Origin of the sequence: Pseudonocardia charpentierae, assembly GCF_031845345.1 — a bacterium.
Classification (GTDB): domain Bacteria; phylum Actinomycetota; class Actinomycetes; order Mycobacteriales; family Pseudonocardiaceae; genus Pseudonocardia; species Pseudonocardia charpentierae.
Window position 1 is genome coordinate 64,907 of the sequence record NZ_JAVREJ010000002.1, and the last position, 20,398, is coordinate 85,304.

General features: G+C 72.8%; 19 protein-coding genes. 16 read left to right on the forward strand and 3 right to left on the reverse strand.

Annotated elements, in window-relative coordinates; genetic code table 11:
• The first annotated feature begins 55 nt into the window (after positions 1-55).
• From RM445_RS03255 to RM445_RS03275, 5 genes are all read left to right on the forward strand, one after another.
• A complete protein-coding gene (locus RM445_RS03255) occupies positions 56-580 on the forward strand; it encodes a DUF3558 family protein (protein WP_311554466.1) in 525 nt (174 codons plus the stop codon).
• Positions 581-716: 136 nt separating this feature from the next.
• Positions 717-1,718, forward strand: coding sequence for a hypothetical protein (locus RM445_RS03260; RefSeq protein WP_311554467.1), 1,002 nt, complete (start codon positions 717-719; stop codon positions 1,716-1,718).
• A gap of 82 nt (positions 1,719-1,800) precedes the next feature.
• On the forward strand, positions 1,801-2,604 hold the full coding sequence (locus RM445_RS03265) for an IniB N-terminal domain-containing protein (protein WP_311554468.1): 804 nt from the start codon (positions 1,801-1,803) through the stop codon (positions 2,602-2,604).
• A 4-nt stretch (positions 2,605-2,608) separates the two neighbouring features.
• Entirely contained in the window at positions 2,609-4,474 is a 1,866-nt protein-coding gene (locus RM445_RS03270; RefSeq protein WP_311554469.1) for a dynamin family protein, read from the forward strand.
• A 38-nt stretch (positions 4,475-4,512) separates the two neighbouring features.
• Positions 4,513-5,985, forward strand: coding sequence for a dynamin family protein (locus RM445_RS03275; RefSeq protein ID WP_311554901.1), 1,473 nt, complete (start codon positions 4,513-4,515; stop codon positions 5,983-5,985).
• Positions 5,986-5,987: 2 nt separating this feature from the next.
• Here RM445_RS03275 and RM445_RS03280 read toward each other — a convergent pair whose 3' ends face one another.
• Positions 5,988-7,625 carry an ABC-F family ATP-binding cassette domain-containing protein gene (locus RM445_RS03280; RefSeq protein ID WP_311554470.1) on the reverse strand — a complete coding sequence of 546 codons (1,638 nt, stop codon included), beginning with the start codon at positions 7,623-7,625 and terminating at the stop codon, positions 5,988-5,990.
• A gap of 54 nt (positions 7,626-7,679) precedes the next feature.
• Between RM445_RS03280 and RM445_RS03285 the strand changes: the two genes are divergently transcribed.
• The gene (locus RM445_RS03285; RefSeq protein ID WP_311554472.1) at positions 7,680-8,507 is read left to right on the forward strand and encodes an aldo/keto reductase; all 828 of its coding nucleotides are present in this window, start codon (positions 7,680-7,682) and stop codon (positions 8,505-8,507) included.
• Between the two features lie 104 nt (positions 8,508-8,611).
• Here RM445_RS03285 and RM445_RS03290 read toward each other — a convergent pair whose 3' ends face one another.
• Positions 8,612-9,700: a spore photoproduct lyase family protein gene (locus tag RM445_RS03290; RefSeq protein ID WP_311554474.1), complete on the reverse strand. Its 1,089-nt coding sequence runs from the start codon at positions 9,698-9,700 to the stop codon at positions 8,612-8,614.
• A 70-nt stretch (positions 9,701-9,770) separates the two neighbouring features.
• Here RM445_RS03290 and RM445_RS03295 point away from each other — a divergent pair, with 70 nt between their 5' ends.
• A complete protein-coding gene (locus tag RM445_RS03295; protein ID WP_311554475.1) occupies positions 9,771-10,484 on the forward strand; it encodes a PIG-L deacetylase family protein in 714 nt (237 codons plus the stop codon).
• A 10-nt stretch (positions 10,485-10,494) separates the two neighbouring features.
• Positions 10,495-12,117, forward strand: coding sequence for a 2-succinyl-5-enolpyruvyl-6-hydroxy-3-cyclohexene-1-carboxylic-acid synthase (gene menD / locus RM445_RS03300; protein ID WP_311554476.1), 1,623 nt, complete (start codon positions 10,495-10,497; stop codon positions 12,115-12,117).
• A gap of 96 nt (positions 12,118-12,213) precedes the next feature.
• Here the strand turns inward: menD and RM445_RS03305 are convergent, their stop codons facing one another.
• On the reverse strand, positions 12,214-13,467 hold the full coding sequence (locus tag RM445_RS03305; RefSeq protein WP_311554477.1) for an isochorismate synthase: 1,254 nt from the start codon (positions 13,465-13,467) through the stop codon (positions 12,214-12,216).
• A 92-nt stretch (positions 13,468-13,559) separates the two neighbouring features.
• On the opposite strand from RM445_RS03305, the gene RM445_RS03310 reads away from it, so the two are divergent.
• The 8 genes from RM445_RS03310 (at position 13,560) to nuoE (ending at position 20,398) form a co-directional block, all read left to right on the forward strand.
• Entirely contained in the window at positions 13,560-14,048 is a 489-nt protein-coding gene (locus RM445_RS03310) for a DUF3592 domain-containing protein (protein ID WP_311554478.1), read from the forward strand.
• A 10-nt stretch (positions 14,049-14,058) separates the two neighbouring features.
• Entirely contained in the window at positions 14,059-14,748 is a 690-nt protein-coding gene (locus RM445_RS03315; protein WP_311554479.1) for a demethylmenaquinone methyltransferase, read from the forward strand.
• A gap of 151 nt (positions 14,749-14,899) precedes the next feature.
• Positions 14,900-16,216: a geranylgeranyl reductase family protein gene (locus RM445_RS03320; protein ID WP_311554481.1), complete on the forward strand. Its 1,317-nt coding sequence runs from the start codon at positions 14,900-14,902 to the stop codon at positions 16,214-16,216.
• 129 nt (positions 16,217-16,345) lie between these two features.
• The gene (locus RM445_RS03325) at positions 16,346-16,708 is read left to right on the forward strand and encodes an NADH-quinone oxidoreductase subunit A (RefSeq protein ID WP_311554482.1); all 363 of its coding nucleotides are present in this window, start codon (positions 16,346-16,348) and stop codon (positions 16,706-16,708) included.
• A 10-nt stretch (positions 16,709-16,718) separates the two neighbouring features.
• Positions 16,719-17,348 (forward strand): NuoB/complex I 20 kDa subunit family protein, encoded by a 630-nt coding sequence (locus RM445_RS03330; RefSeq protein ID WP_311554483.1) that lies wholly within the window; start codon positions 16,719-16,721, stop codon positions 17,346-17,348.
• Positions 17,345-18,193 carry an NADH-quinone oxidoreductase subunit C gene (locus RM445_RS03335; protein WP_311554484.1) on the forward strand — a complete coding sequence of 283 codons (849 nt, stop codon included), beginning with the start codon at positions 17,345-17,347 and terminating at the stop codon, positions 18,191-18,193. The genes RM445_RS03330 and RM445_RS03335 overlap by 4 nt, the downstream gene beginning before the upstream one ends.
• A 55-nt stretch (positions 18,194-18,248) precedes the next feature.
• Positions 18,249-19,586 carry an NADH-quinone oxidoreductase subunit D gene (locus RM445_RS03340; RefSeq protein ID WP_311554485.1) on the forward strand — a complete coding sequence of 446 codons (1,338 nt, stop codon included), beginning with the start codon at positions 18,249-18,251 and terminating at the stop codon, positions 19,584-19,586.
• On the forward strand, positions 19,583-20,398 hold the full coding sequence (nuoE, locus tag RM445_RS03345) for an NADH-quinone oxidoreductase subunit NuoE (RefSeq protein ID WP_397469213.1): 816 nt from the start codon (positions 19,583-19,585) through the stop codon (positions 20,396-20,398). Before RM445_RS03340 ends, nuoE begins: the two co-directional genes overlap by 4 nt.

Here is a 20,398-nt window from a genome sequence, read left to right on the forward strand (position 1 = left end):
CAACCGAATGGGGCAGGATCGCAGAATGTGTCCGTCGGCGAAATCGCGGAGGGTGATGATGGGTCGAGGGGGTCGATTCGCCGCCCTCGCCACAGTGGTGCTGGTCACGACGGTCGCGGCGTGCGGACGCGGCGACGCGGCGCCCCAGACGGTTCCCCTGATCGGGAACGCCCGCGACGCACGCAGCGCGGATCTCTGCGCGCTGCCCACGGGCGGGCAGCTCGCGACGCTGGGGATCCGCACGCCGGGCGCGGCGACCACGGCCGCGGAAGGGCGCCGCTGTGAGTGGCGGACGACCCCGGAAACGGAGCCTGAACTGGGGATCACCGTGTTCGTCGGGACCGGGGGGCTGGCCACGCTGGCGGCGAACAGCGAGCCCACGACGTCCCGGGTCCGCCTCGCGGGCTACCCGGCGCTGGAGACGTTCACCGGCACCGGCGAGTTCTGCCAGTACGACGTCGCCGTGGCGCCGGACCAGGTGCTCATGGCGTCGCTCGTGGGCGGGAGCCCCGATTCCTGCACCGCACTGCAGGCCGTGCTGCCCGACGTCGTCCGGAACCTGCCCGCACTCGACTCGTAAAGACGGCGCCTGCGCGAATCGTCGGGGAGTCCTCGCTCGTTTGACGTTCTGCGGATTCGGGGGTGGATCTCCCGCGTTCTCCCCGTGTCGCGCAGCGATCCGTCAGCGCGTTTCCCTACCGAATGGACCGGTACCGATGACCAATCCCAGCCTTCCGAGCTTCAACTTCGCCCAGTTCGTCGTCCCGGTGAACAGCAACGACCAGGACGCGAGCAGCGGCGACGCGAACGGCGGGGCCGCCCAGAGCAACCCGTACGCGGCGGCGGTGGGCAGCGGTGGCGCGGGTGGCGACGCACAGGCCTCGGCTGCGGGCGCGGGCGGCGACGGCCTCGGTGCGAGCGGCGACGCTACGGGCACCGGCGGCGCAGGGGGCGACGGCGGCGACGGTGGCGACGGTGGCGACGACTTCCTGGACCTGTTCGCGACCGACGGCGGCGTCGGCGGCGCGGGCGGCTCCGGCGCCGGCGCCTCGGGCGCGGCGGCGGGTGTCGGTGGAGGTGCGGCGGTCACCGGCGGTGTGGCTGGCGCAGGTGACGGCGGGTCCGGCCCGGCGAACGCGGTGACCGGCACGGCCCTCGGCGGCGCAGGAGGCTTCAGCGGCGACGGCGGGTCCAACTCCGCCGACCAGAACATCAACACCTCGAACTCGTTCTCGTTCAGCGACTCGTTCAAGACCGAGGACAACGACGGGTTCGACGCCAAGGGCGGCCGGTTCGAGGACTCGTTCAACCAGGACAACGACGGCGTCGACCTGGGCGGCGGCCGGGTCGAGAACAGCACGATCTCGGGCCGCGACATGGCCGACTCGGGCAACCACACGTCGACCACCAACGTCTCCGACTCGTTCAACGAGACCCAGAACTGGAGCAACGTCGGCAACGAGACGTCCACCCAGAACTGGTCGAACGTCGGCAACGACTACCGCCAGGACAACGACACGACGATCGACAACTCGTCGGACGACGACACCGCGACCTGGATCGACGACTCGGTCGACGTCAGCGACAGCTTCAACGGCAACGTCGTCGGCAATGTCGTCGGCAATGTCGTCGGCAATGTCTTCGACAACGACGCGCTGGACCTCGACGTCAGCGACATCCAGGTCGACGCCTCGAACGTGACCGACATCCTCCCCTGACCCCGCGCCGTCGACCGTGCCCGCCCCACGCCCGGGGCGGGCACGGCCCGGTTCCGCTACCCGCCGTCGGAGGTGAACGACAGTGCTCTCCCTTTCCTCACTGATCGAGTTCCTGCTGGACATGCTGCGCGACGAGGCCACGCAGGCCGAGTTCGCGCGCGACCCGAGCGCCACGCTCGCTGCGCGCGGTCTGGCGGGGGTGACTGCACAGGACATCCGTGACGTCCAGCCGATGCTGGCCGACGTCGACGGTGTCCAGTGCGTCGCCGGCGACGGCCCGGGGGAGCACGGTGGCCGGCTGCACGGCGGCTCCGGGCATCACGGGTCCTCCCCGCACCACGACGTCGTGCGCGAGATCCACCACGTGACCCGCGAGTACACGGTGACGCGGCCGGAGATCACCAACGTGAGCCAGGAATACACCTACAACTCGTACACCGAGTTCAGCACGGACAACTCCGTGCACGCCTCGGACGGCTCGACCGTGATCCAGGACTCCTACAACCAGGACAACGACGGGGTCGACAACAAGGGCGGCAGGATCGACGACAGCACCGTGTCCGGCGGGGACATGGGTGGCTCGGGCAACACCACCGACACGTCCACGGTCACCGGGTCCGGCAACGACTCGACCACGGTCGTCGACTCGGGCAACGAGACCGTCGTCCAGGACTGGGACGACGTCGCGAACAGCGGCGACGGCGGCACGCCGGTCTCGATCGCCTACGGCGAGCCGGACAGCGGCTCGTTCGGCAGCTCGTTCGGCAGCTCGTTCGGCAGCTCGTTCGGCACTGGCACCGTCAACGACTCGTACGCCGTGGACGCGCCGGCGGCGTCGGTCACTCCGGGCGACGGCGCCGAGCACGCCGGCCTCGAGCACGTCTGACGTCGTGGAGCTGCCTGCGCCCGTCCGGGCCGTCGACCTCGCGTTGTCCACCATCGCGCCCTACGGCCGACCCGACCTCGAGGCGCGACTGCGCCAGACCCGCGCGCGGCTGCTCGACGACCGCATCCGCGTCCTTATCGTCGGCGAGTTCAAGCAGGGCAAGAGCATGCTGGTCAACGCCTTGGTCAGCGCGCCGGTCTGCCCGGTCTACGACGACGTCGCGACGGCCGTGCCGACCGTGGTGCAGTTCGCCGAGGAACCGGTGCTGACCGTCGTCCGGCAGCACGACGGCGCCGACGGGCCGGTCGAGCAGCGCACCAGCCGTGCCGACGTCCCGCTGCCCGAGCTGTCCGAGGCGGTCGCCGCGCACGTCGCGGAGTCGCACAACCCGGACAACCGGCAGAAGCTGCACCACGTCGAGGTCGGTGTGCCGCGGCACCTGCTGCAGGCCGGTCTGGAGATCGTCGACACCCCGGGCGTCGGCGGGCTGAACTCGGTCCACGGCGCGGCGACGATGTCCGCGCTGCCGACCGCGGACGCCGTGCTGCTCGTCTCCGACGCCTCCCAGGAGTACACGGCTCCCGAGCTGGAGTTCCTGAGCCGGGCGGTGCGGCTGTGCCCGAACGTGGCGTGCGTGCTGACCAAGACCGACCTGTACCCCGAGTGGCGCCGCATCGCCGAGCTCGACCGCGGACACCTGCGCACCGCGGGCGTCGATGCCGAACTGATCGCGGTGTCGTCGCAGGTGCGCTGGCAGGCGGTGACGACGGGCGACCTCGACCTCAACGCGGAGTCGGGGTTCGCCGAGCTGGAGGAGTACCTCGTCCGGCGGGTGCTGGGCCAGGCCGACCTGCTCAGCCGGCGGTCGACCGTGCACGACGTCCTCGCCGTGACCGACCAGATCTGCGACTCCCTGCGGGCCGAGCGGGCCGCGCGCAGCGACCCGGCGCGGGCGCAGGAGATCGTCCGGGAGCTGACCGGGGCACAGGGCCGGGCGGCGGCGCTCAAGGAGCGGTCGGCGCGCTGGCAGCACACGCTCAACGACGGCGTCACCGACCTCAACGCCGACATCGACCACGACCTCCGCGACCGCATGCGCGAGGTCACGCGCCTCGCGGAGGAGGAGATCGACGGGGGCGGCGACCCGACCCGCACCTGGGAGCAGCTCACGACGTGGGTCCAGCAGCAGGTCGCCTCGGCGGCCTCGGCGAACTTCGTCTGGGCCACGGAGCGTGCCCGCTGGCTCGCGCGTCAGGTGTCCACCCACTTCGACGACCAGCGCGAGGCGGTCCTGCCCGCGCTGCGCACCGAAGCGTCGGCGGCCCTCGGCGCGGTGCGGGAGATGAAGGTCCGCGAGGGGGAGTCGTTCTCGTTCGGCCAGCAGGCGCTCACCGGCCTGCGGGGCGGCTACATCGGCGTGCTCATGTTCGGGTTCATCGGGACGATCGTGGGGCTGAGCCTGCTCAACCCGTTCTCCATCGGCGCGGGCCTGCTGCTCGGCGGCAAGACGATCAGCGACGAGCGGCGCCGCGTCGTCACCCGCCGGCAGGCCGAGGCGAAGACGGTGGTGCGCCGCTACGTCGACGACGTGACCTTCCAGGTCGGCAAGGACTCCCGCGACATGTTGCGCGGCGTGCAGCGCGATCTCCGCGACCACTTCACCGACCTGGCCGAGCAGCTGACCCGCTCGCTCAAGGAGTCGCTGACGGCGACGGAGCGCTCGGCGACGGCGTCGAAGGAGGACCGCGTGCGCCGCATCGCCGAGATCGACACGGAGCTGGCGCGGCTGGAGACGCTGCAGGCGCGGGTCGGGACCCTGCTGCCGGAGGCGACCCCGAACGCGCCCCGGCCGGTGGTCGCGGCGCGATGACGGCCGTGCACGCAGTGGGGCCGGGGAGGCTGTCCGTGATGGCCCGGGCCGTGCTGGTCCAGGCGGTCGAGGCGTACCGGCACGACCCCACGGTCTCGGGCTGGCTGGCCCAGCAGGTCGCCCGGCTGGACGGTCCGCTGCGGATCGCGGTCGCGGGCAAGGTCAAGGCGGGCAAGTCGACGCTGCTGAACGCGCTGGTGGGGGAGCAGATCGCCCCCGCCGACGCGGGCGAGTGCACGAAGGTGGTCACCTGGTACCGCGCGGGGCGGCAGCCGCGGATCACGCTGTTCCCCCGGCAGGGCGCCCCGGTCGGGCTCGCGGTGGACCGCCGCGACGGCGCCCTGGTGATCGACCTGGGCGGCACCCCGGTCGACGACGTCGACCACCTCGAGGTCGACTGGCCCACGCCCTCGCTGCGGGTGGCCAGCCTCATCGACACGCCGGGCATCGCCTCGATGTCGACCGAGGTGGGCAAGCGGGCGCTGCGGTTCCTCGACCCCGAGGACGAGCGCCCGACCGAGGCCGACGCCGTCGTCTACCTGATGCGGCACCTGCACGCCGCGGACGCCGAGTTCCTGGAGGCCTTCCGGGACCAGGGGGTGTCGCAGTCGGCCGGGGTCAACGCCGTGGCGGTGATCTCGCGGGCCGACGAGATCGGCGGCGGCCGGGTGGACGCGATGGTGTCCGCCCGCGCGGTCGCGCGGCGGTACCGGACCGAGCCGGTACTGCGTGGGCTCGCCCAGAACGTCGTCGCCGTCGCCGGGCTGCTCGCCGAGACCGCCCGGACGCTGCGGCACACGGAGTTCGCGGCCCTCGCCGCCCTCGCCGCCGTCCCCCGTGAGGATCTGGAGAGCGCCCTGCTGACCGCCGACCGGTTCCTGCGGCCGGATGCGGACATCGCGGGCCTGGCGGCGGACGACCGCGCGCGCCTGCTGCGCCGGTTCGGGGTGTTCGGGCTGCGGCTGGGCACCGTGCTGATCCGGCAGGGCTATGCGAGCCCGGCCGCGCTGGCCGCGGAGCTGCTCGACCGCAGCGGGCTGCACGACCTCCAGCAGGCCCTCGACGCGCAGTTCGTCCAGCGCCGCGACGTCCTCAAGGCCCGGTCGGCCCTGCTGGCCGTGCTGCGGGTGGTCGCGGACGCGCCGGCGCGCGATGGCGGGCGCCTCGCCGCCGAGGTCGAGCGGATCTTCGCCGACGCCCACGAGTTCGCCGAGCTGCGCCTGCTGGGGGCGCTGCGGTCGCGGGCCGTGACGCTGCCCGGTGAGCTGGCGGCGGAGGCTCAGGCGCTGCTGGGGGAGCGCGGTGCGGCTGCCCCGGCCCGGCTGGGACTGCCGGCTGACGCACCGGCGGCGGCACTGCGCGACGCCGCGCTCACGGCTCTGGACCGCTGGCAGCGCCGCGCCGAGAACCCCATGCTCCCCCGCGGCCCGGCGGACGCCTGCCGAGTGGTGGTGCGGACGTGCGAGGGCCTGCTCGCGACCCTCGACCGCGTGCCCGCGTACGGCCGCTGATGTCACTCCTCGCGCAGCCGCCCCGCCTCGACCACCCAGCGCCGCGTCGTGCGCACGCTCTCCAGCATCCGGCGGTCGTGCGTCACCAGCAGCACGGTGCCCGGGAAGGCGTCGAGCGCCTGTTCGAGCTGCTCGATCGCCGGGAGGTCGAGGTGGTTGGTCGGCTCGTCGAGCACCAGCAGGTTCACCTCGCGGGCCTGCAGCAACGCCAGCGCGCCCCGCGTCCGCTCGCCCGGCGACAGCGACGCCGCGGGCCGCGGCACGTGCGCGGAGTTCAGCCCGAACTTGGCCAGGAGCGTCCGCACGTCCGGCTCCGACCAGTCCGGGACCGCGTCACGGAACGCCCGCACCAGCGGCTCCGGGCCGAGGAACAGCCCGCGCGCCTGGTCGATCTCGCCGACCCGCACCGACGCCCCGAGCCCGCCGCTGCCCTCGTCGAGCGGGATGCGCCCGAGCAGCGCACCTAGCAGCGTCGACTTGCCCGAGCCGTTCGCGCCGGTGATCACGACCCGGTCCGCCCAGTCGACCCGTGCGTCGACCGGCCCGAGCGTGAACGGCCCGCGGTGCACCACCGCGCCGGACAGCGACGCCACCACCGCGCCCGACCGGGGCGCCGCGGCGATCGTCATCCGCAGCTCCCACTCCTTGCGTGGCTCCTCGACGACGTCGAGCCGCTCGATCGCCCGCTGCGTCTGCCGGGCCTTCGCGGCCTGCTTCTCGCTGGTCTCGGCCCGCTTGTTGCGGCCGATCTTGTCGTTGTCGGTGGACTTGCGCCGGGCGTTGCGCACGCCTTGGGCCATCCAGTTGCGCTGCATGACGGCGCGGTCCTTCAGCGACCCGAGCTTGTCGTCGTACTCCTCGTAGGCCTCGCGCGCGTGCCGCCGGGCGACCTCGCGCTCGGCCAGGTAGCTGTCGTAGCCGCCGTCGTAGACCCCCACCCGTTGCTGGGCGAGGTCCAGCTCGACGACCCGGGTGACCGTGCGGGCCAGGAACTCCCGGTCGTGGCTGACGACGATGGTCGGCGAGCGAAGTCCGGAGACGAACCGCTCGAGGCGCTCCAGCCCGTCCAGGTCGAGGTCGTTCGTGGGCTCGTCGAGCAGCAGCACGTCGTAGCGCGACAGGAGCAGCGCGGCGAGCCCCGCGCGGGCGGCCTGCCCGCCGGACAGCGCCGTCATCGGGACGTCCAGCGCGACGCCGAGCCCGACGTCGTCCGCGACGGCGCCCGCCCGTTCCTCGAGGTCAGCGCCGCCGAGGGCGAGCCAGCGGTCCAGCGCGAGGGCGTACGCGTCGTCGGAGCCCGGGGCGCCGGAGCCGAGCGCCTCCGCGGCCGCGTCCATCTCGTCCTGCGCACGGGCGACCCCGGTCCGGCGGGCGAGGAACGCCGCCACCGTCTCCCCGGGCCGCCGGTCGGGTTCCTGCGGCAGGTGCCCGACCGTCGCCGTCGGCGGGCTGAGCACGACGGTGCCCTCCTCCGGCGTCGTCTTTCCGGCGAGCATGCGCAGGAGCGTCGACTTGCCGGCGCCGTTCGCGCCCACGAGACCGACGACGTCGCCGGGGGCGAGCACGAGATCGAGACCGGAGAACAGCACGCGGGCGCCGTGGCCGGCGGCGAGGGCGGTGGCCTGCAGGGTGGCGCTCATCTCGTCGGAACGGTACCCGGGGTGGCCGCGGCCCTCGCTGGGTAGACCGCACGTATGACACAGGTTCCGAACATCCGGCTCAACAACGGCGTGGAGATCCCGCAGTTCGGCTTCGGGGTGTACCAGGTGCCGCCGGAGGAGACGGCGAAGACGGTACGGGCGGCCTTCGACGCCGGCTACCGGCACATCGACACCGCGCAGATGTACGGCAACGAGGAGGGCGTCGGCCAGGCGCTGGCGGAGTCCGGGCTGTCCCGCGACGAGGTCTTCATCACCACCAAGCTCAACAACGACGGCCACAGTTTCGACGCGGCGGTCGAGCGGCTGGACGAGAGCCTGGCCAAGCTCCGCACCGACCACGTCGACCTCTACCTCATCCACTGGCCGCGGCCCCGCGAAGACCGCTACGTCGAGACGTGGAAGGGCCTCGAGAAGGCGCTGGCCGACGGGAAGGCCCGCTCGATCGGCGTCTCCAACTTCACGGTCGCCAACCTGGAGCGGCTCGCGAAGGAGACCGACACCGTCCCGGCGGTCAACCAGATCGAGCTGCACCCGCGGCTGGTGCAGCGCGAGCTGCGCAACTACCACGTGGAGCACGGCATCCAGACCGAGGCGTGGAGCCCGATCGCGCAGGGCGGCGACCTGCTCACCGAGAGCACGCTCAAGGACCTGGCCGAGCAGTACGGCAAGACGCCGGCCCAGGTCGTGCTGCGCTGGCACATCCAGCTGGGCAACATCGTCTTCCCGAAGTCGATGAAGCCCGAGCGGATGCGGGAGAACATCGACGTCTTCGACTTCGACCTGTCCAACGACGACATGGACGCGGTCGCCGCGCTCGACCGCCACGAGCGCACCGGGCCGGACCCCGACAACTTCGGCTGAGCGAGCCCATCCCCCGCGTTCGCGCGAGTCGGCACGTTCGACAGCGCGAATGTCACATCACGGCAGACGAACGGCGCCCACGGCAGGTGGGCGCCGTTCGCGCGTCAGAACGCGTACCGGACCCGCAGCCAGGGCGCGTGGGCGGCGATGAGGTCCTGGATCGACTGCACGCCTGCGCGCTTGACGTCGTTGCGGTAGCGCACGTTCCACATGCCACTCTGCGAGCGCTTGGCCTGCTGCAGCTCCGGGCGCCACAGCGCGTCTTCGGCCTTCGGGTGCCAGCCGAGGTTGACCTCGTGCAGGTCCCTGTTGTGGGTCAGCATGATCACCTCGACCGCGGCCTGCGCCTTCGTCGCCGGGCTCAGCTCGTCGTCGAGGCGGGTGAGCAGCTCGGCCCAGTCGCGGTCGCCGCCCGGGCGCAGCACCACCGGTGAGAAGTTCAGGTGCACCTCGTAGCCGGCCTCGACGAAGTCGTCGATCGCGGCGATCCGCTCGGGGATCGAGCTGGTGCGGATGTCGAGCAGCCTGGCGTCACGCTCGGGCATGAGCGAGAACCGGACGCGGGTGCGGCCCTGCGGGTCGAGGTCGAGCAGTTCGCGGTTGACGAACTTCGTCGCGAAGCTGGCCTTGGCCGTCGGCAGGTCGCGGAAGGTGGCCACGAGGTCGGCGACGTTGTCGCTGACCAGGGCGTCGACCGAGCAGTCGGAGTTCTCGCCGATGTCGTAGACCCACGCCGCCGGGTCGATCTGGTCCGGCTCCGGCTTCACGCCCTGGCGCTTCACGTGCCCGCGCAGGTAGCGGGTGATCTTGTCGATGTTCGTGAACACCGTGATCGGGTTGGCGTAGCCCTTGCGTCGCGGCACGTAGCAGTACGCACAGGCCATCGCACAGCCGTTGGACGTCGAGGGCGCGATGAAGTCGGCCGACCGCCCGTTGGGCCGCGCCGAGAGCGACTTCTTGACGCCGAGCACGAGCGTCTCGGTCTTGACGCGTACCCAGCGCTCGACGTTGCCCTCGTTGCCGTGCAGCTCGGGGATCTTCCAGTGCGAGTCGACCTCGACGATCTCGGCGCCGGGGAAGCGGGCGAGGATCTCCTGCCCGCGAGGCGAGTCGCGGGCCTCGGGCTCGGCGTAGACCAGGCCGACCTGCAGAAGGCGCTGCGCGGCGGTGGGCGCGCTCGTCGATGCGGTCACACGTTGTTCAACTCAATGCCGCGCCGAGCGATTCCGTGCAACGGCAGGAACACCGGGCCAAGATCGTCGCGTGCCCACCCCGTACGCCCCGTTCCCGGACGACTGGTCGCGCGCGCTCGCCGTCGTCGCCCACCCCGACGACCTCGAGTTCGGCGCGGCGGGGGCCGTCGCGCGGTGGACCGCCGAGGGCCGCACGGTCGTCTACCTGCTGGTGACCCGCGGTGAGGCGGGTATCGACACGATCGCGCCCGCGGAGTGCGGGCCGCTGCGGGAGGCGGAGCAACGGGCGGCGGCCCGGATCGTCGGGGTGGACGTCGTGGAGTTCCTCGACCACCCCGACGGCACGATCGAGTACGGCCCCGCGCTGCGCCGCGACATCGCCCACGCGATCCGCCGCCACCGCCCCGACATCGTGATCACCGGCAACCACCACCCGAGCTGGCCGGGCGGCAACCTCAACACCCCCGACCACCGCGCCGTCGGGCAGGCCGCGATCGACGCGGTCGCCGACGCCGGGAACCGCTGGCTCTTCCCGGAGGCCGGGCTCGACCCGTGGCCGGGCGTGCGACGGGTGGCGGCGTTCGCCTCGCCGGAGGCCGGGCACGCGGTCGACATCGGCGACACCTTCGACCGCGCCGTCGCTTCCCTCCAGGCCCACGCGGCCTACCTCGCCGCGCTCGGCGGCCCGTCGGCCGACACCTTCCTGCGTGGGATGGCCGAGGAGGCGGGCCGGAAGCTGCCGGGCGCGACCCTCGCCGCCGCGTTCGAGCTGATCCCGACCTAACCTCGGTGAGGTGAACCCCTCGACGGCCCATGCCCAGGTGATCGTCGACGAGCTCGTGCGCAGCGGGGTCTCCGACGCCGTGCTCTGCCCCGGTTCCCGCAGCGCACCGCTCGCGTTCGCGCTGCACGTCGCGGACGCGGCGGGACGGCTGCGGCTGCACGTGCGCATCGACGAGCGCACCGCCGGCTTCCTCGCGCTGGGCCTCGCGCTGCGGTCCGGGCGGCCGGTGCCCGTGGTGACGACGTCCGGCACCGCCGTGGCGAACCTGCACCCGTCGGTTCTGGAGGCCTCCCACGCGGGCGTGCCGCTACTGGTGCTCACCGCGGACCGCCCGCCGCAGCTCGTGGGCACGGGGGCGAACCAGACGGTCGTCCAGCCGGGGATCTTCGGCGACGCCGTGCGCCTGGCGCTCACGACCGCTCCGGCGAGTGATCCCGAGCGGGAGCACGGACTGTGGCGCGCGGCCGTCGCGCGGGCGTTGGCCGCCGCGCTCGGGACGCCGCCAGGCCCGGTGCACCTGAACCTGCCCTTCGCGGAACCGCTGGTACCCGACGCCGGAACCGTTCCGGCGGGCCGGCCCGGCGGGGCCCCGTGGACCGCGGTGTCGCGGCGACGGGTCCACACGGACCCGCTGCCGCTCGACCCGGCGGCGCCCACCCTGGTGGTCGCCGGAGCCGGGGCCCCGCCGGAGGTGCGCGGGTGGGGGCTGCCGGTGATCGCCGAACCGGCGTCCGGCGTGTGGGACGTCGGCCTGCGCTCCGGACCGTGGCTGCTCGGTGCGCTGCCGGACGCGCTCCGACCCGCCCAGGTCGTCGTTGTGGGCCGCCCGACCCTGCACCGGCCCGTGCAGCGGCTGCTCGCCGACCCGCGGGTGGCCGTGTACGCACTGGCCGATCCCCAGGGTCGGAGCTGGACCGACGTCGCCGGAGCCGTGCGGGCCGTCGGCGCCGCGCCGTCGTGGAGACCCGCCCCCGAGTGGACGGCGAGCTGGCTCGACGCGGACCGCACCGCGGGCAAGGCGCTCGACGCCGCGCTCGACGCCGCCGGCGCGCCCGGCGGTCTGCGCCTGGCCCGGGCGCTGGTGGATGCGCTGCCCGGCGGCGCGCTGCTCGTCGTGGGCTCGTCGAACCCGATCCGCGACGTGTCCCTCGCGGCGGCGCCGCGTGCGGACGTCACGGTGCTGGCCAACCGGGGCGTCGCGGGCATCGACGGGACGGTGTCGACCGCCGTCGGCGCGGCCCTCGCCCATCCGAGACCGGGGTACGCGCTGCTCGGCGACCTGACCTTGCTGCACGACACCACGGGATTCGTGATCGGCCCTGACGAGCCGCGCCCGGACCTGACGGTGGTGGTGCTCAACGACGGCGGCGGCGGGATCTTCGGCCTGCTGGAGCAGGGCGCGCCGGAGCATGCCGAGGCCTTCGAGCGGGTGTTCGGCACCCCGCACACCGTCGACATGGCGGCGCTCGCGACGGCGACAGGCCTCGCCTACACCCGCGTCGACGACCTGTCCGCGCTCGCGGCGGCCTTGGAACCCCGGCCGGGGATGCGTCTCGTGGAGATCCGCGGCGATCGGACGACGCTTCGCACCGGGCACGCCGCGGTCCGCGCGGCGGTCGCCGCCGCTCTGTAACCCCGAGTCGGCACCTTCGTCAGGCCGAGATGTGCGCTTTCGCGCTGACGAACACGCGGACTCGCGCTGGCGAACGTGCCGACTCGCGGGTCGGGGTCAGGCGGGGGAGCCGCCCGTCAGGGCCTCGCGCACCGGCATGAGCTTCGCCGCCGCCTCGCGGACCTCCGTGTCCGGGTCCGAGTCGGCCACCACCCCGCAGCCGGCGAACAGCCGGGCCACCGGGCCGTCGAGCTGGGCGCACCGCAGCGCCAGCCCCAGCTCGCCGTTGCCGTCGGCGTCCATCCAGCCCACGGGGCCTGCGTACCGCCCGCGGTCCATGCCCTCGAGCTCGGCGATCAGCGCCAGCGCGGCGTTGCGGGGTGTGCCGCCCACCGCGGCCGTCGGGTGCACCGTCGCGGCGAGGCGCAGCAGGGTCGCGGGGTCGTCGCGGTCCAGCTTGCCGTGCACGTCGCTGGACAGGTGCGACACGTTGTGCAGCGCGATCACCCCGGGGGTGCCCGGCACGTCCAGCTCCGCGCACAGCGGCCGCAGCGCGGCCGCGAGCGACTCGACCGCCAGCGCGTGCTCGCGGCGGTCCTTCTCCGACGACAGCAGTCGCCGCGCGAGCGTCGGGCGGTCCGCGGGAGCGCCCGCCTCCGACCAGGCGGTGCCGGCCAGCACCCGCGACGAGACCGTCGCGCCGCTGCGCCGTACCAGCAGCTCAGGAGTCGCGCCGACCAGCCCGTCGACGGCGAACGACCAGCACGACGGGTAGCGCCGCGCCAGGCCGCCGAGCAGGAAGCGTGGGTCCAGGGGGGCGTCGGCGACGGCCAGCAGGTCGTGCGCGAGCGCCGCCTTCTCCAGCTCGCCGGCCCGCATCCGGTCCACCGCCGCGGCGACCGCCGCGCGGTAGCCCTCCACCGGCAGCCGGCCCGCGCGGAAGCGGAGCGGTCCGGTACGCCGGACCGGACGCACCGGCTGCACCGACGGCCCGTCGCCCCCGACGAACTCCGTGATCCACGCGCGGCCCTCGGACCGGCCGACGATCACCCGCGGGACGACGACGATCGAGCCCGGTGAGCTGTCGGCGAACGTGAAACTGGTGAACGCGACGGGCCCGCTGCCCTCGGTGCCGACGTGGTCGCGCACCTCCAGATCGGCGGCGAACGAGCGCCACCAGGCGTCGGCCGCCGCGAACCTGTCCGGCCCGGAGGCGGTGAACCGGGCCACCTCACCCCAGCCCACGAGCCCCTCTCCGTCACGCACCCAGCACAGCGGGTGCTCGTCCGGGAAGAGGTCGAGCAGTCCGCCCGGATCGTCGACCGGACGGGTCCGCACGCGCAGCCCGGGCGGCAGCGGAGCGATCGTCACCTCTCCGAGAGTAGGGACGCCGCGCGTCCGACGCCCGTCCGGGCCGGGAGGTGCGGCGGACGCCACGTCCGGCGCGATTAGGATCCGGCCGTGTGACCAGTGCCGACAGTCCTCTCACCGAACTGGTGGGGACCGTCGCTCCCGCGCTGCGGGTGGTGCGCTGGTACGCGGCCGAGATCGTGGTGGGCCTCGCGGTGGTCGTCACGGCCCTGGCCGCCCTGGCGCTGGCCGGGGCGGCCATCGACGACGCGGCGATCAACGCGGAGCGGGGCACGGCGACGGCCGAGGTGCTCGACAGCTCGTTCTCCCGCACGCTGATCCGGTTCCCGACGGCCAACGGGCAGGCGGTCGTCCCGGAACGCGGCGTCCAGTACCCGCGCGGGCTCACCACGGGCGACACGGTCGTCGTCGAGTACGCCCTGACCGACCCGGAGGAGGTCCGCGTCGCCGGTCGCAGCGTCGTCGACGGGATCGTGCCGACCTTCCTGGGCGTCGCGGCCGTCTGGGCGGTGCTCGGTCCCCTGGCCGTGTGGTTGCGGCGCAGGAGCCGTCGCGACCGCGACCGGGCCGCTGCCGGTTAACCTCGGTCCCGTGAGCCGCGCCGACCTCGAGAAGGACCCGCACGACGTCGCCGCGATGTTCGACGGGGTCGCCCGCCGCTACGACCTCACCAACACCGTGCTGACCGCCGGCCAGGACCGGCGCTGGCGGGCCCTGACGCGCGACGCGCTGGACCTGAGGCCCGGCGAGCGGGTGCTGGACCTGGCGGCGGGGACGGCGGTGTCGACCGTGTCGCTGGCCCGCTCGGGCGCGTGGTGCGTCGCGGCCGACTTCTCGCTCGGGATGCTGCGTGCCGGTTCCGCCCGGGACGTCCCGAAGGTCGCCGCCGACGCCCTCGCGCTGCCCTTCGCGGACGCCGCCTTCGACGCGGTGACGATCTCGTTCGGGCTGCGCAACGTCGCCGACCCCGACGCCGCACTCGCCGAGATGGCCCGCGTGACGCGCCCCGGCGGCCGACTGCTGGTCTGCGAGTTCGGCACGCCGACCTGGGCCCCCTACCGCGCCGCCTACCACGACGTCGTCCTCAAGCACGCGCTCCCGGCCGTGGCCCGGACGGTGTCGAGCAACCCCGAGGCCTACCTGTACCTGGCGGAGTCGATCAGGGCGTGGCCCGCGCAGCCCGCGCTGGCGGCCCGGATCGCGGCGGCCGGCTGGACGGCCGTCGGTTGGCGCAACCTCGCGGGCGGCGCCGTCGCCCTGCACCGCGCAACTCGCGCCTGAGGTCGCGTTTCCGACCCTTTCCCGGCGGGCGGGCGCGCAACTGTCGGGGGTGCCGCCTACACTCGGGGCACTTCGTGAATCCCTTCACAAGGTGCCTCACCGAGGAGCTTCACCGAGGAGCCCCGCCCCGGAGTCCCACAAGGAGTCCCCCGTGGTCGCCGATCCCACCACCGGCAGCCGCCCCGAAGCCGACGCCGACGTCATCGTCGTCGGTGCCGGGCCCGCCGGCTCCACTGCCGCCACCTACCTCGCGCGCGCCGGCCTGGACGTGCTGCTGCTCGAGAAGTCCAGCTTCCCGCGCGCGAAGGTCTGCGGCGACGGGTTCACACCCCGTGGCATCAAGCAGATCATCGATCTCGGCATCGACTGCAGCGAAGAGGCCGGCTGGCTGCACAACCGCGGCCTGCGCGTGCTCGGCGGCGGTGTCAGCCTCGAGCTCGAGTGGCCGACGCTCGCGTCGTTCCCGGACTACGGCGCCGTCCGCACTCGGCAGGACTTCGACGAGCTGCTCGTCCGCCACGCCGAGAAGTCGGGTGCGCGCCTGCACGAAGACACCACCGTCACCGACGCCGTCACGGACGAGCGCACGGGGCGGGTCGTGGGCGTCACCGGCCACGTCGGTCGCGGCAGTGGGAAATCGGGCGACAAGCGGCCGGTCAGCTTCCGCGCGCCGCTCACGTTGGCCTGCGACGGGGTGTCGGCGCGGCTCGCGCTCAGCATCGGCATCACCAAGCGCGACGACCGGCCGATGGGCGTCGCCGTCCGCCGCTACTACCGCAGCCCGCGGACGAACGACGACTACCTCGAGAGCCACCTCGAGCTGTGGGACCGGTCGGACCCGGCGAACCCGAAGCTCCTGCCCGGCTACGGCTGGATCTTCGGGATGGGCGACGGCACGAGCAACGTCGGGCTGGGGATCCTGTCCACCAGCCGCGCCTACGGGTCCACGGACTACCGGGCCCTGTTGCGGAGCTGGCTGGACGGCACTCCCGAGGAGTGGGGCTTCCGCGAGGAGAACGCCGAAGGGTCGGTCGGCGGCGCCGCGCTCCCGATGGGGTTCAACCGGATCCCGCACTACCGCCCGGGGATGTTGCTGGTCGGCGACGCGGGCGGCCTGGTGAACCCGTTCAACGGCGAGGGCATCGCCTACGCCATGGAGTCGGCCGCCATCGCGTCGCGGTGTGCGATCCAGTCGCTGGCTCGACGCGGCACCGCCGCGGAGAAGGCGCTGGAGAGCTACCCGACGGAGTTGCGGCAGGCGCTCGGCGGCTACTACCGGATCGGGAACCTCTTCTCCCGGCTGATCGGCAATCCCACGATCATGGGCCTCGCGACCCGGCACGGCCTGCCCCGTCGCACGCTCATGGAGTTCCTGCTCAAGCTGCTCGCGAATCTGTACGACCCGAAGGACGGCGCGACGAGCGACCGCGTGATCACGGCGATGGCGCGGCTCGCTCCGAGTGTCTAGTGCAAGTAAGGCTCGCCTGGCTCCGGCCGGGCGGGCGCCGCGACCTAGTGTCGCGGCGCCGACCGGATTCCCCGGACGCCGGGGGACGGCCCGAGACGGTTCGACGGAGACTGTGGGGTTGCACGAGGAATGGGTCCTTACCTCCCGCTGGTGCTGATGTTCGCGCTCGCCGCGGGCTTCGCCCTGTTCTCGGTGACGGCCGCGCCCTACATCGGCCCGCGCCGCTACAACCGCGCGAAGCTCGAGGCCTACGAGTGCGGCATCGAGCCCTCGCCGCAGCCGGTGGTGGGAGCCGGCCGGATGCCGGTCGCCTACTACCTCACGGCGATGCTGTTCATCCTGTTCGACATCGAGATGGTCTTCCTCTACCCCTTCGCGGTCAGCGCCAATGCGCTCGGCGTGTTCGGGCTGGTCGAGATCGTGCTGTTCATCGTGACCGTCGGCTTCGCCTACATCTACGTGTGGCGCCGCGGCGGGCTCGACTGGAACTAGGGAATCTGAGATGGGTCTCGAAGAACACCTGCCCAGCGGCGTCCTGCTGACCAGCGTCGAGAAGCTGGTCAACTGGACGCGCAAGTCGTCGCTCTGGCCGGCCACCTTCGGCCTGGCGTGCTGCGCGATCGAGATGATGACCACCGGCGCACCGCGCTACGACCTCGCCCGGTTCGGGATGGAGGTCTTCCGCGCCTCGCCCCGCCAGGCCGATCTGATGATCGTCGCCGGCCGGGTGAGCAACAAGATGGCGCCGGTGCTGCGCCAGATCTACGACCAGATGCCCGAGCCGCGCTGGGTGCTCGCGATGGGCGTGTGCGCCAGTTCCGGCGGGATGTTCAACAACTACGCGATCGTCCAGGGCGTCGACCACGTGGTGCCGGTCGACATGTACCTGCCGGGCTGCCCGCCGCGCCCCGAGATGCTCATGGATGCGATCCTCAAGATCCACGCCAAGATCATGGACGAGCCGCTCGGCACGAAGCGGGCCGCCGAGCTCGCGGCGTCCGGGCACAAGACGGAGCTGCTCCCGTCGTCGATCAAGTTCGCCCCGAAGGACAAGCGGCACGAGCGGGAGACGGTCCTGGGTGCCCCGAACGAGCTCCGGGCGCTGGCGGAGCACAGCAAGGACACGCGATGAGCGACGAGAACGCGGCAGGCACCAGCAAGGAGAACGCCGAGCCCACCGGCGGCCCGCAGTCGTCGGCCCAGCGCAGCGGCCCGGACCAGGCCGCGCAGGAGGCGGGCGGCGCCACACCCGCCCGCGCTGGTGAGTCCGAGCAGTCAGTGGACCCGCTCGGCTCGGAGACGAGCCCCGAGGGCGGCACCCGGCAGGCCCCCGCCCGTGCGCGCCGCGGCATGTTCAACGTCCGCGGCTCCGGCGACACCTCCGGGTTCGGCGGCCTGCAGCTGCCCGGCTACGTCCCCGCGCCGGCCGAGCGCCCGTACGGCGGCTGGTTCGACGCGTTCGTCGACGAGCTGGGCGCGGCACTGGCCGAGCGCGGTGTCGGCGGTGCGGTCGAGCAGATCACGATCGACCGCGGCGAGATCACCTTCTACGTCGACCGCGACCGCGTGCTCGACCTGTGCCGCACGCTGCGCGACGACGAGGCACTGCGGTTCGAGCTGTGCTCCTCGGTGTCGGGAGTCGACTACGGACCTGACGTCGCGAAGCGCCTGCACGTCGTCTACCAGCTGCTCTCGATGACCTACCGGCGCCGCATCCGGCTCGAGGTCGCGTTGGACGTCGACGACGCGCACGTCCCCAGCATCGTCGGGGTCTACCCGACGGCCGACTGGCACGAGCGCGAGACCTGGGACATGTTCGGCATCGTCTTCGACGGCCATCCGGCGCTGACCCGGATCCTCATGCCGGACGACTGGGACGGCCATCCCCAGCGCAAGGACTACCCGCTCGGCGGGATCCCCGTGGAGTACAAGGGCGCGCAGATACCGCCGCCCGATCAGCGGAGGTCGTACTCGTGAAAATGCTTCGGGCGCGCAGATCCCGGCAGTGTCACGATCAGCGGAGGTCGTACTCATGACAGAGATCCGTGACGACGCCCGTCCGGCACCGGTCGATCCTGCACAGGAGCGCATCACCACCGAGGGACCGGTCTACACGGTCACCGGCGGCGACTGGGACACGTTCCTCGACGACGAGCACGACGACCGCATCGTCATCAACATGGGCCCGCAGCACCCGTCGACGCACGGGGTTCTGCGGCTCGTGCTGGAGCTGGAGGGCGAGACCGTCACCCAGGCCCGATCGGTGATCGGCTACCTGCACACCGGTATCGAGAAGAACTGCGAGTACCGAACCTGGACCCAGGGCGTCACGTTCGTGACGCGCATGGACTACCTCGCGCCGCTGTTCAACGAGACGGCCTACTGCCTCGGCGTGGAGAAGCTGCTCGGCATCGAGGCGCCGCGCCGCGCCACCGTCGCCCGCGTGCTGCTGATGGAGCTCAACCGGATCGGCTCGCACCTCGTGTGCCTCGCCACCGGGGGCATGGAGCTGGGCGCGCTGACCGGCATGACGGCCGGGTTCCGCGAGCGCGAGGAGGTGCTCCACCTGCTGGAGTTCCTCACCGGTCTCCGGATGAACCACGCGTTCATCCGCCCCGGCGGGCTGGCCCAGGACTTCCCCGAGGGCTGGGCGGAGAAGGTCACCGACTTCATCGCGGTGATGCGCTCGCGGCTGCCGGACTACGACAAGCTGCTCACCGGTCAGCCGATCTGGCGCAACCGGCTCGAGGGCGTCGGCTACCTGCCGCTCGACGGCTGCCTGGCGCTGGGCGCCACCGGTCCGATCCTGCGCAGCGCCGGGCTGCCCTGGGACCTGCGCAAGGTCGAGCCGTACTGCGGCTACGAGGAGTACGACTTCGAGGTGCCCACGGCCACGGAGGCCGACTGCTTCGCCCGCTACCGCCTGCGGGTGGCGGAGATGCACGAGTCGCTCAAGATCGTCGAGCAGGCCGTGGCGAAGATGGAGCCCGGCCCGGTGATGGTCGACGACCGCAAGGTCGCCTGGCCCGCGCAGCTGTCGGTGGGCGGCGACGGCATGGGCAACTCCCTCGAGCACGTCCGCAAGATCATGGGCCAGTCGATGGAGTCGCTGATCCACCACTTCAAGCTGGTCACCGAGGGCTTCGCGGTCCCGGCGGGCCAGGTGTACGCGTGCGTCGAGTCGCCGCGCGGCGAACTCGGCTACCACCTGGTCTCCGACGGCGGCACCCGGCCGCTGCGCGTGCACGTCCGCGAGCCCAGCTTCGTGAACCTGCAGACGATGCCGGCGATGAGCGAGGGCGGCATGGTCGCCGACGTCATCGCCGCCGTCGCGAGCATCGACCCCGTCATGGGAGGTGTGGACCGGTGACGACGTCAGAGGGTCAGCCGGAGAGCGGTCACAACGGCCAGGCGGCGAACGGCTACCTCCCCCACGAGGTCGAGTGGGAGCCGGTGGTGCACGAGCAGTCGCCGCTCACGCCCGTCTTCGACGAGCTCACCCGGCAGCGGACCGCGGAGATCATCGCGCGGTACCCGCAGTCGCGGTCGGCGCTGCTGCCGCTGCTGCACCTCGTGCAGTCGGTCGAGGGCTACGTCAGCCAGGACGGCATCCGCTACTGCGCCGAGGTGCTGGAGCTGACCACCGCCGAGGTGTCGGCGGTCGCGACGTTCTACACGATGTACAAGCGCACACCGTGCGGCGAGCACTTGGTGAGCGTCTGCACGAACACGCTCTGCGCGGCGCTGGGGGGCGACGACATCTACGCGCGCCTGTCCCGGAAGCTCGGGGTCGGGCACGAGGAGACCTACGGCGATCCCGGCTCCCGGGGGTCGATCACCCTGGAGCACGCCGAGTGCCTGGCGGCGTGCGACCTGGCCCCGGTACTGCAGGTCAACTACGAGTACTTCGACAACCAGACCGTCGAGTCCGCCGAGGCGTTGGTCGACGCGCTGCAGCGCGGCGAGAAGCCCCAGCCCACCCGGGGTGCCCCGCTGACGGACCTGAAGACGGTCGAGCTGGAGCTGGCCGGGATCTTCCCGGACCTCGCCATGGCCGTGCAGGGCAACTCGATGTCCCCCGAGACGCTGCGCGGCGCCCACCTGGCGAGCGAGCGCGGTTGGGTGGCGCCCGCGATGCCGGACAAGCCGCCCGTCCTGCCGGACCTGCCGGAGAAGAAGTGA